A 12,802-nucleotide genomic window follows, 5' to 3' on the forward strand; every position below is an offset into this window, starting at 1 on the left:
CCTGAGGCGCCCGCGCCTTCCCCCTCTCTCGCTACGCGGGAGGGGGACGACTGCATCGCTGCGCGGCGGCGCTTGCTGGCAGTCTCTCGTTTGCAGCGCGCCGGGTCTGAGCTTCAGAGTCCAATTAGAAAGTACCTTTGATGACTTCGATGGTGGCCGAGGAGCATAGCGCTGGCCAGGGGCCTCGGCCCATTGATGTGGCGCTGCTGGCCAGCGTATTCGTGATTGCGGCCTGCGGTCTGCTCTATGAGCTGGCAGCAGGGGCACTGGCGTCCTATCTGCTCGGCGATTCGGTGCTGCAGTTCTCCACCATCATCGGCACCTATCTGTTTGCCATGGGCATCGGCTCATGGCTGTCGCGCTATTTCGAAGACCAGCTGCCCGCGCATTTCCTGCGTGTGGAGCTGATGGTGGCGCTGGTTGGCGGTGCCTTGCCGGCCGTGCTGTTTCTGGCCAATGCCTATGCGCCGGGTGCGTTCCGCTTTCTGCTCTACGGCATGGTGATGGTGGTAGGCACGCTGGTGGGGCTGGAGATTCCGCTGGTGATGCGCATCTTGAAGCGCAATGCATCGCTCAAGGATCTGGTCTCCAAGGTGCTGACCTTCGACTATCTCGGAGCCCTGGCCGTGTCGCTGGCCTTTCCCATCGTGCTGGTGCCCAAGCTGGGGCTGGTGCGCACAGGTCTGCTGTTCGGCTTCATGAACGCAGCCATTGCGGTCTGGGCCCTGGTGCTGTTCAAGCATGAGCTGCGCAATCTGCGTGCCCATGCCTGGGCCTGCGCGCTGGTGCTGCTGGCTCTGGGCGGCGGCATCGCGGGCGCGGATCAGCTGACCCGGCTGGCCGACGACCATTTCTACCAGGATCGCATCGTGCTGAGCAGCAGCTCGCCCTATCAGCGCATTGTGGTGACACAGGGACGTCAGGGCGCGCGCCTGTATCTGAACGGCAATCTGCAGTTTGCCCAGAGCGACGAGTACCGCTATCACGAAGCGCTGGTCCACCCCGCCATGGCCGCACATGGTGCACCGAAGAAGGTGGTCGTGCTGGGCGGCGGCGACGGCATGGCCGTGCGCGAGGTGCTCAAGTATCCGGGTGTGGAATCTGTCGTGCTGGTGGAGCTGGACCCGGCCATGACCGATCTGTTCAAAAGCAATGCCATGATGACGGCGCTCAATGGCAATGCGCTCAACGATGCCCGCGTGAGCATCGTCAATACCGATGCGTTCCACTGGCTGCAGCAAAGCGCCGAGACCTTCGATGTGATCGTGGTGGACTTTCCCGATCCCACCAACTTCGCCATAGGCAAGCTGTTCACCAATAGTTTTTATTCGCTGCTGGACAAGCGTTTGGCGGCCAGCGGCTATGCCGTGATCCAGACCACATCACCGCTGATTGCGCGCCAGAGCTTCTGGACCGTGGTGCAGACCGTGGAGTCCGTGGGTCTGACGGCCAGGCCCTATCACGTGCATGTGCCCAGTTTTGGGGAATGGGGCTTTGTGCTGGCCAGCCACCGTCCCTGGCGCGAGCCCGAGACCTTGCCTGCCGGCATGCGTTTTCTGACCCTGCCCACGCTGCGCCTGATGTTTGACTTCCCTCTCGATATGGCGCGCGTGCCGACCGAGGTGAATCGCCTGTCCAATCAGGTGCTGGTCAACACCTATGAGCGCGAGTGGGGCAAGGTGGAGCATTGATGCGGGCCGATCTGAAGCGGCGCGACTGGCTCGGGCTGGCGGCTGCCGGCGCTTTGGGCGCAGCGGGCCTGGCCGGCTGCAAGCAGCCAGCGACCAGGCTGGAGGATTTGCCGGGCGGCTTCAGTGGCGTGGCGCTGGAGCGCGGTCATGGCCTGCGCCCCTTCTGGCAGCGCCTGGCGCAAGGGCTGGAGCTGCCCGCACCTGCCGTAGTGCACCGGGCACCGGTCGTGATAGCGGGCGGCGGCATGGCCGGGCTGGCGGCGGCGCGCGCGCTGGAGCTGGCGGGCGTTCAGGGCGCAGCCTTGCTCGATACCCAGACCGCCATGGGCGGCAACAGCCAGGGCGGGCAGGTCAAGGGCATCGCCTGCCCCCTGGGCGCCCACTATCTGCCCGTGCCCGGCGACGATGCCCATGAAGTGCAGGACTGGCTGGAGGAACTGGGCGTGCGCCAGCGTGCAGCCGGCCGCTGGCGCTATGACGAGCGCTACCTCTGCCATAGCCCGCAGGAGCGCTTGTACTGGCAGGGCGGCTGGCATGAGGGACTGCTGCCGGTGCAGGGCGTGAGCCAGCGCACGCTGGAGCAATATGCGCTGTTTGAAAAACTGGTCGAGGCAGCGTCTCGGGCCGCAGCCTTTGCCATGCCTTCCATCCGTGTCTGGCAGCGCGCAGCGGGTCTGCCTGCCGTCCACGCCGAGCTGGATGCGCAGCGCTTTGACCAGTGGCTGACGGCACAGGGACTTGATGACGAACGTCTGCTCTGGTATCTGGACTACAGCTGCCGCGATGATTTCGGCGCCGGTTTGAGCCGCGTCTCTGCCTGGGCGGGGATTCATTATTTCGCCAGCCGTCATGGTTTCCACGCGCCGCGTCCTCAGTCAGAGCACGATAGCGAAGCGGACGGCGAGCAGGTGCTGACCTGGCCCCAGGGCAATGGCTGGCTGGCCCAGCAACTGGTGGCGGGACTGAAGGCCACGCAGCTGCAGGCCGATTGCAGTGTGCTCGCCATCACCGAGGATGCGGGCGGCGTGCAGATCGAGGTCTATCACCATGGCCGTCAGCAGCATGAACGCTGGCTGGCGCACCATTGCGTGGTGGCCTTGCCCAGTTTTGTGGCCGCACGCGTGCTGCGCGATGCGCCCGATTTTCTGCGCACCGTGTCGGCCCGCCTGGACTGGGCGCCCTGGCTGGTGGCGAACATCCATATCGACCGGCCGCTGGCCGACTATCCGGGGGCCGAACCTGCCTGGGACAATGTGCTGTACCGCGACGGCAATGCGGGCGGGCTGGGCTATGTGGATGCGGGCAATCAGCGGCTGGACCGCGTCAGCCGCCAGCCCACGGTGCTGAGCTACTACCAGGCGCTGGGGGACTGGGCCGATGGGCGCAGGCAATTGATGCAGCAACCGTTTGCCTTCTGGCGCGACCGCATCGTGAACACGCTGAGCGAGCCGCACCCCGATCTGCTGCAGCATGCCACACGCATGGAAATCACCCGCTATGGCCACGCCATGGCGATTCCGCGCCCTGGTGATCAGCGGATATTGAGCGAAATCGCCCTAAAGTTCAACGCCAGCAAGCGAAAGCTGCTATTGAACGGGGAGCGCGTGGAGGGTCTGCCCACACCTGCAACGGCACGGCTGAGCTTTGCGCATGCGGACTGGGCCGGCTATTCGGTGCTGGAAGAAGCGTTCACGCGCGGCCACCATGCAGGGTTGATGGCGGCACAGGGCATCTAGAGCGCAAAGCCTCAGCGTCTGCTGCCCGGCAGCTTGACCATACGGTACAGCTCGGCATTGCCGCGCGCGCTGTGAATGCCCAGCTGTGCCATGGAGCGCAGATCCAGATCCAGCGTCAGCGAGGAACGCGCCAGTGCCGAGGTGATCGCCGGCCTGCGCCCGTCCAGATGCCAGATAGGCGGGTACATGCTGTGGCCATCACTGTCGATCACGCTGGCTATCTGGGGCTCCTCCAGGCTTTTGCCACGGCGCAGCACGACGGCCACTTCGCCATTGATCAACTGCACATAGGTGCCGGGGGGGTACAGACCCACGACATCGATCAGGGCCTGCTTGACTTCGTCGGCGTATTGTCCGCCTTGCTGCAGCACCTGCAGCGACTCGGTGGCAGAGCGTCCGCTGCGGGTCTTGCGCGGGCTGATCAGGGCCGCATAGCGATCCACCGTGCCCAGAATGCGCACCAGGCGCTCCAGCGGCTGCAGCTGTGCCAGCGGCGCGGGCTGCAGCACCACATGGTGGTATTGCACGGTATCCAGCCAGAGCTGGTCGCGCACCATCAGCCGCTCCAGCGTCAGGCGGCCCTCGGTGGGGTGTTGCTTGACGGCTTCGGCCTGCTGGCTGTTCAGCGGCGTGCGTTGCTCGGCCAGCTGGTTTTGCAGCACGGTCATGCCGATATTCATGGTCAGCGCGGCGCGAATCAGTGTGTCGCGCTCGGGCTGGGGCAGGCCCAGCTCCTTGGCCAGGATGTGGCACAGCCCTGCGCAGACCACCGCATGAGAGGGGCTGTAGCCCACGGTGGTCGAGCTGGCACGCTGAAACATCAGATACAGCGCGGCGTCGCTGTCCTGGGTGATGAGGTCCTGCAACCATAGATCGAGCTGGTGCAGCTTGATGGCAAAGCCGGGAATGCGCAGCGGCTCGGTCAGCAACAGCGCCAGTGCCGCCTCCAGGTCCGACCACAGGCCCAGCAGGTCTTCGTAGGGGTCGTCGTAGCGTGCTTGCATGGGCGTGAGGCGGGTTCAGTTCTTTTCCAGAACCATCTCATTGCCCCTGCGGGTCATCTGAAACTGGGTCAGCAGATTGTTGCCCAGCAGCACATAGGGCATGGATTGGGGGGCGACGACGGCGTCCATGCCGTAGACCTCCATTTCGCCCAGCTTGACGCTGTCGAGCTTGATGCGCCAGCCCTGAGCAGTGCCGTTGGCGGTGCGCATCAGTACGGGGACGCCCTGTTCGTAGGGCAGGCCCATGCGATCGGCATCGGCACGGCCTATGGCAATGGTGCTGGCACCGGTGTCCACCATGTACTGCATGGTTTTGCCATTGATATAGCCACGATCGATGAAATGCCCGCGCGAGTCGGCGATCAGGACCAGCCTGCCAGAGCGCGCGGCGCCGCCAGTGCCGCCCCGGCTGCCCACGCTGACCGGAGCATCGCCCAGACGCACGGTCTGGCGCCGGCCCTTGATATCCACCACGGCGGTGTCGCCGCTGATCTGCAGCAGGCGCACTTCCCTGTGGCTTTCGTTGACGGCCAGCGCTTTGGGGGCGCTGCCATCAATGACCAGCAAGGCCTTGCTGCCCAGCACGCCGGTCAGTGCCACGGACTGGCCCCAGACGGAGCCGGCGGCTAGGCCTATCGACAGCAGAAGACCCATGCGGCGCAGGCCGGAGGCCCCCGGCCAGGGCATTGGCGGGTCGCTCCGCACGGCGGCAGAGGAGCAGGCAGCGAAGCTGCGCAGCAGGGGTTTCATTCAATCGCGGAAGTTGTTGAACGACAGGGGATGGTCGGCCAGGTCCTTGCGGATCAGGGCCATGGCCGCCTGCAGATCGTCGCGCTTGGCGCCGGTGATGCGGACCTTCTCTTCCTGAATGGCGGCCTGCACCTTGAGCTTGCTTTCCTTCATCAGCTTCTGGATCTGCTTGGCCAGCTCGGACTCGATGCCGTTCTTGACCTTGATGAGCTGCTTGACCTTGTCGCCGCCAATCTTCTGGGCCTTCTGGATGTCCAGGAAGCGCACGTCCACGTTGCGCTTGGTCAGCTTGTTGCGCAGCAGGTCCTCGACTTGCTGCAACTGAAACTCGGCATCACCGTACATGGTGATTTCCTTGTCCTTGAGCTCGACGGCGGCCGAAGTGCCCTTGAAGTCGAAACGGGTGCCAATTTCCTTGGTGGCGTTGTCAACGGCGTTCTTCACTTCGACGAAATCGGCTTCGCAAACAGTGTCAAAAGAAGGCATGTGTAATTCCTATCAGTATTAGAGCGGTAAACAGCCACAGTGCGCCGGGCCGTGATCTGCTGCTTGCCAGCAGCGGAGCAGGCGCAGTGCGACAATTGGGTGGATGTTAGTCGAGAAAAATGTTCCCCTGCAGCATTGCAACACCTTTGGCATTGCCGCGCGCGCCGAAACACTGGTGCGCATTCGTAGCCAGGACGATATCCGCCAGTTCCTCGCCGACCCGCTATGGGGCCGGCAGCCTGTGTTTGTCCTTGGCGGTGGCAGCAATGTGGTGCTGACGGGCGATGTGGCCCCGGTGGTGCTCAAGATGGAAATCATGGGCATGCGGCTGCTGCACGAAACCGACAGGGACTGGATTGTCGAGATCGGCGCCGGTGAGCGCTGGCACGATATGGTGGCATGGACACTGGCCCAGGGCTATACAGGTCTTGAGAACATGGCGCTGATTCCCGGCACGGTCGGCGCGGCCCCGGTGCAGAACATCGGGGCCTATGGGATTGAGTTGCAGGATCGCTTCGATTCCCTGGATGCCATCGATCTGGTGACCGGCGAGCAATTCAGCCTCAATGCCGCGCAATGCGCCTTCGGCTACCGTGACTCGGTGTTCAAGCATGCACCGGCCCAGCCCAAGTACTGGCCCGTGACCGGCTCGGCGGCCGTCCCGCGCGGTCTGGGTCTCAAGGGGCGGGCGGTGATCACCCGCGTGCGCCTGGCGCTGCCCAAGAGCTGGAAGCCGGATCTGGGCTATCTCGATCTGCAGCGCAAGCAGGCCGAAAAAGGCATAGAGCAGCCGACTGCGCAACAGGTCTTTGAATGGGTCTGCGAGATCCGCCGCGCCAAGCTGCCGGACCCCGAAGTCATCGGCAATGCAGGCAGCTTCTTCAAGAACCCCACGGTGACGACCGAGCAGTGCGCGGACATCATCGCGCGCGAGCCCAAGATTGTTCACTACCCGATGGATGACGGCTCCATCAAGCTGGCGGCCGGCTGGCTGATCGATGCTTGCGGCTGGAAGGGTAAGACCATGGGGCGCGCAGGCGTCTATGACAAGCAGGCGCTGGTGCTGGTCAACCGCGGAGACCGCAACAGCATAGACGCCAGCGTGACCGGCGGCGAGGTGATGACGCTTGCCGGGGCCATCCAGACCAGTGTCTACGAGCGCTTCGGGATTCGCCTGGAACCCGAGCCGGTGGTGATCTGAACCTGAGAGAGCCCATAAAAAATGGAGCCCAAGGGCTCCATTTTTGAGAGCGGCAACGGCTTACTTCCAGAATGCCGGGCGCAGCAAGATACCGGAGATGCGGTAGGGGGCCTTGGGCTCGACCGCCAGCTCCATGGGCACGAAGCCCTTGGTGCAGCTCAGCAGCACGCTGGTGGCCAGAGGCGTGGAGCTTTCCATGCGGCCGACCGTCTGGCAACTGCCTACGCCGGTGCGCACCGAATCCAGGGCTTTCTGCACGGTGTCGATGGGAGAGTTCTTGAGGAACTCCTCGTTGAAATTGCTGGCGGCCAGCTTGGACTTGCCGTCCATGGCCGCCACTACGGCTTGCAGGCGTTTGCGCAAGGCGGCGTCAGCGGCAGCTGCATCCACATTGGCAGGGGCTGCCTGGGCTGCAGGTGCAGCCTGTGGTGCGGCGGCCTTGGCGGCATCGGCTGCTGCGGCATCGGGCTGGGCCTGCGCTGCAGTCATGAAGCCGGCGGCAGCCAGCAGGGCGGTCAGACAAACAGCATTGCGTGTTTTGGTGGAGATCATTCCGTTGAGCCTTTCGTCAAACAACGAGAGGCACTGTAAACCTTCTGCAAGCTTTATTTCGCCAGACAGCAGGCTGTTTTTGTGAATGAATGGCAAAGACCTGGTGCAGGCTGTGACGGTGGTGCGACTTTGTTGCAGCGCAGACAAGCTTGTTTGTCAGGGTTACTGCTTGCCGGGACGGCTTGCGCACTGCCTAAAATCTGTTGCACTGCAATAGCTCAATTGACGACGGGGCAGACCCCCAGAACATAAAGGACTTGCAATGCAAGAAAGCAAAGAGGGCAAAGACGGTGATGTCCAGGCGGGGAAGCAGCGAATCATCAAGAAGTACCCCAACCGTCGTCTGTACGACACCAATACCTCTTCATACATCACGCTGGCCGAAGTCAAGCAACTGGTCATGGACAGCGAGCCGGTGGTCATCAGGGATGCCAAGTCCAATGAAGACCTGACGCGTTCCATTCTGTTGCAGATCATTCTGGAGGAGGAGGCCGGCGGGGCACCCATGTTCTCCGAAGCGATGCTGGCCAACATCATCCGCTTCTATGGCCATGCTATGCAGGGCTTCATGGGAAGCTATATCGAAAAGAACGTGCAGATGTTCACGGACTTCCAGAGCAAGCTGGCGGGCCAGTCCCAGGGCGCGAATCCCGAAGCCTGGAAGCAGTTCATGAGCATGCAGCCTCAGGCCATGCAGGGTTTGATGGGCAGCTATATGGAGCAGTCCCAGAACATGTTCACCCAGATGCAGGAGCAGATGCAAAAGCAGACAGAGCAGATGCTGGGAGTGTTCGGCATTAAGCGCTGAACGTTCAAATACTGTTCCAGAGCGGGCCGGCGGCCCGCTTTTTTTATGGCCGCTGCGCTGGCCTGCCTGCGCTAGTCCCAATTGACGATGTTCTTGAGTGTCTCCGGCCGAACAATGATTTCGTTGCTTCGCAATTGCGAGTCGGCAAGGAAGAAGAACGACAAGAGAAGTTCAATGACAGGTAAATGCATGGCAATGCATCCAAGGAGACTAGGCATGAAGTTAGGAGTGGGGCCCCGTTCGCTGGTGGTCTTGGCTGCAGGCACGTTGTTGGTGGGGGCGGTCTGGGCCAAGGCAACGCCTGATGAACTGGCCAGGTTGGGCAAGTCGTTGACATGCACGGGCGGAGAAAAGGCGGGCACGGCCAGCGGCGTGCCGGAGTTCACCGGGAAATGGCTGGGCACGCCACCCGGCATTCAATACAACCCGCATGCGGGCCAGCATCCGGTGGACCCTTATGCCAGTGAAAAGCCTTTGTTCACCATCACGGCAGAGAATCTGGCCCAGCATGCCGAACGCCTTACAGAAGGCCAGAAGGCCATGTTTGCCAAATACCCCAGGACCTATCGCATCCCGGTCTATCAAGGGCATCGCGACTTCCGCTTCTCGGATGCCGTCTGCGCGGCTGCCAGGAAGAACGCCCAGGAGGCCGTGATGAATGCCGACGGCCAGGGCACCACGGGGGCGGTCAAGGGCGCGCTGCCCTTTCCGTTTCCCCGCAGCGGTCTGGAGCTGGCCTTCAACAATCTGCTGCCATCACGTGCCTTTACCGAACATACGCTGCGTGACAACGCCAATGTGCTGGCCGATGGCAGCATCGTCTGGGGCCGGGCCGACAACCGCGCTTTCAGCCAGGTCAACGATCCGGCCAATGCCGGGCAGCCACTGAGCAGCCCCATGTCCCAGGGCATGAATGCGGTCAGACTGCCCGAGCGCGAGAAAGGCGGCGTCAGCGTGGTTTCCGAGCCGGTTGAATTTGGCAAGGAAAAGCGCCTGGGCTGGAGTTACGACCCCGGCACGCGCCGGGTTCGCCAGATTCCCGAATACGGTTTCGATCAGCCTCTGTCGGGCACCGGTGGCAAGCTGACCATTGACTCCGACCGCCTGTTCAACGGCTCGCCCGAGCGCTACCACTGGAAGTCGCTGGGCAAGAAGGAAGTCTATGTGCCGGCCAATGCCTACAAGATTCACGGCAGCAGCGTGAAGTATGCCGATCTGCTCAAACCTGGCCATGAGAACCCCGACTACATGCGCTACGAACTGCGCCGTGTCTGGGTGCTGGAGGCTTCGCTCAAGGACGGCTATCGCCACATGTTCGGCAAGCGCTTACTGTTCCTTGATGAGGATACCGGTCAGGCGCTGATGAGCGATTACTACGATGCGCGTGGTCAGCTGTGGCTGCAGGCGGTGGTCAACCATTACTACGCCTTCGACGCCAGAATCTGGCATGCGGGCACCAGCTTCTATCACGACCTGAACTCCGGCGGCTATGTGGCCTACAACCTGTTCCAGGAGCGCTCCCAGGGCCCTGTGCTGAACAAGGGCAATATGACCGCAGCCATGTTCACGCCCGAGGCGGCGCGTAACGCCGGCAACTGATGAACATGAATCCGGCAAACAGCCTGGGGTGCACATTGGTGTGGCTGCGGGCTGTCTGCCGGCCAGGCTAGGAGGCGCTTGCGCCTCCTTTTTTGTGTGGCAGTGGCAATGCCCTGTTCAGGGCCGAGAAAAAATCACGAGGAGACAGAGGATGACAAATCGTTTGCAGGGCAAGGTGGCCCTGGTCACTGGTGGCGCCAGCGGCGTGGGGCTGGAGGTGGTGAAGCTGCTTCTTGCCGAAGGTGCCAAGGTCGCATTCAGCGATATCAATGAAGCGGCAGGTCTGCAACTGGCGGCGGAGCTGGGCGAGCACGCCATGTTCGTCCGCCATGACGTGAGCAGCGAGACGGACTGGAAGCTTGTGATGGCGGCGGTGCAGCAGTGTCTGGGCAGGCTCGATGTGCTGGTCAACAACGCCGGCATCCTGCTGCCGGGCGACATGGAAACCGGGCGTCTGGAGGATTTCAGCCGCCTGCTCAGGATCAACACCGAGTCGGTCTTCATCGGCTGCCAGCAGGGCATTGCGGCGATGAAGCAGGCCGGCGGCTCCATCATCAACATGGCTTCGGTATCGAGCTGGCTGCCCGTGGAGCAATATGCGGGCTACAGCGCCAGCAAGGCGGCTGTGTCCGCGCTGACGCGCGCTGCTGCGCTGAACTGCCGCAAGCAAGGCTATGCGATTCGCGTCAATTCCATTCACCCCGATGGCATCTATACGCCCATGATGCAGGCTTCGCTGCCCAAGGGTGTGAGTCAGGAAATGGTCTTGCATGATCCCGAGCGCAATCGCGGCGGACGTGCCTATATGCCTGAGCGCATCGCACAGCTGGTGCTGTTTCTGGCCAGCGACGAGTCCAGCGTCATGAGCGGCAGCGAGCTGCATGCCGATAACTCTATTCTGGGCATGGGGCTGTAGATGAGGGCTTGAATCCGGCAGACAGTCACGAAGGCCTTGAGTCATTTCAAGGCCTTCGTCGTTTTGCTGAGTAGGATGACGGCGCTGAACGGCAAACAGGTGCGCGTTCAACGTTCCAATTCGCTCGAGCTTTGAGAAGGTGTTTCATGAAACTGGGCTACACAATCGTCTATGTCCCCGATGTCCCGGCATCTCTGGACTTCTTTACCCGCGCATTCGGCGTGCAGCGGCGTTTTCTGCATGAATCCGGAACCTACGGCGAGCTCGAGACCGGGCAGACGACGCTGGCATTTGCCGCCCATGAGCTGGGTGGGCTGAATTTTCCGGGAGGCCATGTCGAAGCGCACAGCTCCGCCAAGCCATTGGGCTTCGAAATCGCGCTGGTTACGGAAGATGTCGAGCAGGCCCATCGAAACGCGCTGAGCGCCGGCGCTGCCGAGATGGCCGCACCGACAGCCAAGCCCTGGGGCCAGGTGGTGTCCTATCTGCGTTGCCCCGATGGCTGTGTAGTGGAGCTCTGTACGCCCATGACTGCCTGAGCCAAAGAGGCGCTTGGTCGTCGCCTGGCAGCCCGGTGACTTCAGTCAAGCGCGAGCTGCATCGGAAGCCGTCTCCGGCTTGAGGTGGTTCGATATGTTTTTGATAGCTGGCAGCGCTTGGTGGATAAGGCATTGCTTCGATATACTCGCCTCTTTTTGCGAACAGGAGAAGCAATGCTTGCGAGATGGTCTGGTGCTTTGGTGCTCTCGGCTTGGCTCTCGGTCTGGGGTTGTGCCCAGGCCCAGCCCAGCGACACGGTCAACTCCGCAAAGACCGGCGATGTCGCGGCACAGTACGAGTTGGGCAAAGCCTATCTTTACGGCAAGGGTGTGGAAAAGAATGCCGACGATGCCTTGCGCTGGCTGAGGCTGGCCGCCGATCAGCAGCATGCGCCGTCCCAGTATCTGTTGGGCCTGGTCTATGTGCTGGGTGCCGAAGGCGTGAAGAAAGATCCTGAGGCAGGCCTGGCACGCATTCATCAGGCTGCAAACGCTGGCAATCTCGATGCTCAGAACCTGCTGGGTACGATATATCTGAAAGGCGAAGCGGTTGAGAAGGATGCCGCAACAGGTGTCGCATGGCTGGAGCGCGCCGCGCAACAGGGCTCTGCAACAGCACAAAATAGCCTGGGCTTTGTCTACCGCAAAGGCGAGTTGGTTGCCCAGGATCTGCAGGCTTCGTTTCGCTGGTATCTGATGGCGGCGCAGCAAGCCGATGTGCTCGCGCAGTTCACGGTTGCCGAGATGTACTACCTTGGCGAAGGCGTAGAGAAGAACCATGCCGAAGCCGCGAAATGGCTGACCCCGCTGGCAGACAAAGGCGTGCAAAAAGCCCAATTGCTGCTGGGTAAGATTTGCTTCGAAGGCCAGGGCGTGGCCCCCGACTACAAGCGAGCCGTGCTGCTCCTGCATGCTGTAGCCATACGCGGCTCGGGCGAGGCCTACTATGAACTGGGCCGCCTGTTCGAGCAGGGCGAGGGCGAGTATCGCAACGATAAGGAAGCGATCGCCTATTACACACAGGCGCTGAAATACCAGCATGCGGCCGCCGCCGAGCGCCTGCAGCAGCTTTCCGCGGCATCTGCCGAAGCCGGTTCGTTTGTGCAGTCCATGGAATACATGGAAAACCTGAACTCGGCGCTCAAAGGCAATGTCCTGGCCCAGTACAACGTTGGCGTCTTCCAGTACCTGGGCAAGGGTTTCGACAAGCCCAACTATGCCGAGGCTGCCAAATGGTTCGCCATGGCAGCCGAGCAAGGCTATGCAAAGGCCCAATACAACCTGGGCACTCTGTACGAGAGCGGCGATGGTGTGGGCAAGAGCATGGCGCAGGCGCTCAAGTGGTACCGTCTGGCCGCCGAGCAGCAGGATGCCCCGGCCCAATATGCCTTGGGCACCTTGTACCGGGATGGTCAGGGTGTGAAAAAGAACACCAGGCTCGCGCGTGAATGGTTGCAGCGTGCTGCCGCCCAAGGCCATGCACCGGCCAAAAAGGCCTTGGCACAGCTCTAAACCGACAA

At 62.1% G+C, this 12,802-nt stretch carries 12 protein-coding genes; 8 read left to right on the forward strand and 4 right to left on the reverse strand.

Features of this window, described 5'->3' with window-relative positions:
* Positions 1–140: 140 nt before the first annotated feature.
* Entirely contained in the window at positions 141–1,691 is a 1,551-nt protein-coding gene (locus tag ACLBXN_RS05590) for a polyamine aminopropyltransferase (RefSeq protein ID WP_447611434.1), read from the forward strand.
* Positions 1,691–3,427 carry an NAD(P)-binding protein gene (locus ACLBXN_RS05595; RefSeq protein WP_447611435.1) on the forward strand — a complete coding sequence of 579 codons (1,737 nt, stop codon included), beginning with the start codon at positions 1,691–1,693 and terminating at the stop codon, positions 3,425–3,427. The genes ACLBXN_RS05590 and ACLBXN_RS05595 overlap by 1 nt, the downstream gene beginning before the upstream one ends.
* A gap of 11 nt (positions 3,428–3,438) precedes the next feature.
* Here ACLBXN_RS05595 and ACLBXN_RS05600 read toward each other — a convergent pair whose 3' ends face one another.
* From ACLBXN_RS05600 to ACLBXN_RS05610, 3 genes are all read right to left on the reverse strand, one after another.
* Positions 3,439–4,431: an HD-GYP domain-containing protein gene (locus tag ACLBXN_RS05600; RefSeq protein WP_447611436.1), complete on the reverse strand. Its 993-nt coding sequence runs from the start codon at positions 4,429–4,431 to the stop codon at positions 3,439–3,441.
* A 15-nt stretch (positions 4,432–4,446) separates the two neighbouring features.
* Entirely contained in the window at positions 4,447–5,085 is a 639-nt protein-coding gene (locus ACLBXN_RS05605) for a retropepsin-like aspartic protease family protein (RefSeq protein ID WP_419095601.1), read from the reverse strand.
* Between the two features lie 96 nt (positions 5,086–5,181).
* Entirely contained in the window at positions 5,182–5,667 is a 486-nt protein-coding gene (locus ACLBXN_RS05610; protein ID WP_003056407.1) for a YajQ family cyclic di-GMP-binding protein, read from the reverse strand.
* A 103-nt stretch (positions 5,668–5,770) separates the two neighbouring features.
* On the opposite strand from ACLBXN_RS05610, the gene murB reads away from it, so the two are divergent.
* On the forward strand, positions 5,771–6,868 hold the full coding sequence (gene murB, locus ACLBXN_RS05615) for a UDP-N-acetylmuramate dehydrogenase (RefSeq protein ID WP_447611437.1): 1,098 nt from the start codon (positions 5,771–5,773) through the stop codon (positions 6,866–6,868).
* A 60-nt stretch (positions 6,869–6,928) separates the two neighbouring features.
* Here murB and ACLBXN_RS05620 read toward each other — a convergent pair whose 3' ends face one another.
* Complete coding sequence (locus tag ACLBXN_RS05620; protein ID WP_019043344.1) at positions 6,929–7,420, reverse strand: hypothetical protein; 492 nt, start codon at positions 7,418–7,420, stop codon at positions 6,929–6,931.
* 262 nt (positions 7,421–7,682) lie between these two features.
* Here ACLBXN_RS05620 and phaR point away from each other — a divergent pair, with 262 nt between their 5' ends.
* The 5 genes from phaR to ACLBXN_RS05645 all read left to right on the forward strand — a co-directional run bounded on the left by phaR (position 7,683) and on the right by ACLBXN_RS05645 (position 12,794).
* A complete protein-coding gene (gene phaR, locus ACLBXN_RS05625; protein WP_447611438.1) occupies positions 7,683–8,228 on the forward strand; it encodes a polyhydroxyalkanoate synthesis repressor PhaR in 546 nt (181 codons plus the stop codon).
* Positions 8,229–8,444: 216 nt separating this feature from the next.
* Positions 8,445–9,827 (forward strand): DUF1329 domain-containing protein, encoded by a 1,383-nt coding sequence (locus tag ACLBXN_RS05630; RefSeq protein ID WP_447611439.1) that lies wholly within the window; start codon positions 8,445–8,447, stop codon positions 9,825–9,827.
* Between the two features lie 151 nt (positions 9,828–9,978).
* Complete coding sequence (locus ACLBXN_RS05635; protein WP_447611440.1) at positions 9,979–10,743, forward strand: SDR family oxidoreductase; 765 nt, start codon at positions 9,979–9,981, stop codon at positions 10,741–10,743.
* A 146-nt stretch (positions 10,744–10,889) separates the two neighbouring features.
* Positions 10,890–11,282: a VOC family protein gene (locus tag ACLBXN_RS05640; protein ID WP_447611441.1), complete on the forward strand. Its 393-nt coding sequence runs from the start codon at positions 10,890–10,892 to the stop codon at positions 11,280–11,282.
* A 174-nt stretch (positions 11,283–11,456) separates the two neighbouring features.
* A complete protein-coding gene (locus ACLBXN_RS05645) occupies positions 11,457–12,794 on the forward strand; it encodes a tetratricopeptide repeat protein (RefSeq protein ID WP_447611442.1) in 1,338 nt (445 codons plus the stop codon).
* Positions 12,795–12,802: the final 8 nt, after the last annotated feature.

The organism is Comamonas sp. C24C (genome assembly GCF_053345995.1).

Coding starts and splice junctions, on each gene's coding strand:
- ACLBXN_RS05630 (WP_447611439.1), top strand. CDS start 8,445: ATGAAGTTAGGAGTGGGGCCCCGTTCGCTGGTGGTCTTGGCTGCAGGC.
- ACLBXN_RS05620 (WP_019043344.1), bottom strand. CDS start 7,420: ATGATCTCCACCAAAACACGCAATGCTGTTTGTCTGACCGCCCTGCTG.
- murB (WP_447611437.1), top strand. CDS start 5,771: ATGTTAGTCGAGAAAAATGTTCCCCTGCAGCATTGCAACACCTTTGGC.
- ACLBXN_RS05605 (WP_419095601.1), bottom strand. CDS start 5,085: ATGGGTCTTCTGCTGTCGATAGGCCTAGCCGCCGGCTCCGTCTGGGGC.
- ACLBXN_RS05590 (WP_447611434.1), top strand. CDS start 141: ATGACTTCGATGGTGGCCGAGGAGCATAGCGCTGGCCAGGGGCCTCGG.
- phaR (WP_447611438.1), top strand. CDS start 7,683: ATGCAAGAAAGCAAAGAGGGCAAAGACGGTGATGTCCAGGCGGGGAAG.
- ACLBXN_RS05600 (WP_447611436.1), bottom strand. CDS start 4,431: ATGCAAGCACGCTACGACGACCCCTACGAAGACCTGCTGGGCCTGTGG.
- ACLBXN_RS05595 (WP_447611435.1), top strand. CDS start 1,691: ATGCGGGCCGATCTGAAGCGGCGCGACTGGCTCGGGCTGGCGGCTGCC.
- ACLBXN_RS05640 (WP_447611441.1), top strand. CDS start 10,890: ATGAAACTGGGCTACACAATCGTCTATGTCCCCGATGTCCCGGCATCT.
- ACLBXN_RS05635 (WP_447611440.1), top strand. CDS start 9,979: ATGACAAATCGTTTGCAGGGCAAGGTGGCCCTGGTCACTGGTGGCGCC.
- ACLBXN_RS05610 (WP_003056407.1), bottom strand. CDS start 5,667: ATGCCTTCTTTTGACACTGTTTGCGAAGCCGATTTCGTCGAAGTGAAG.
- ACLBXN_RS05645 (WP_447611442.1), top strand. CDS start 11,457: ATGCTTGCGAGATGGTCTGGTGCTTTGGTGCTCTCGGCTTGGCTCTCG.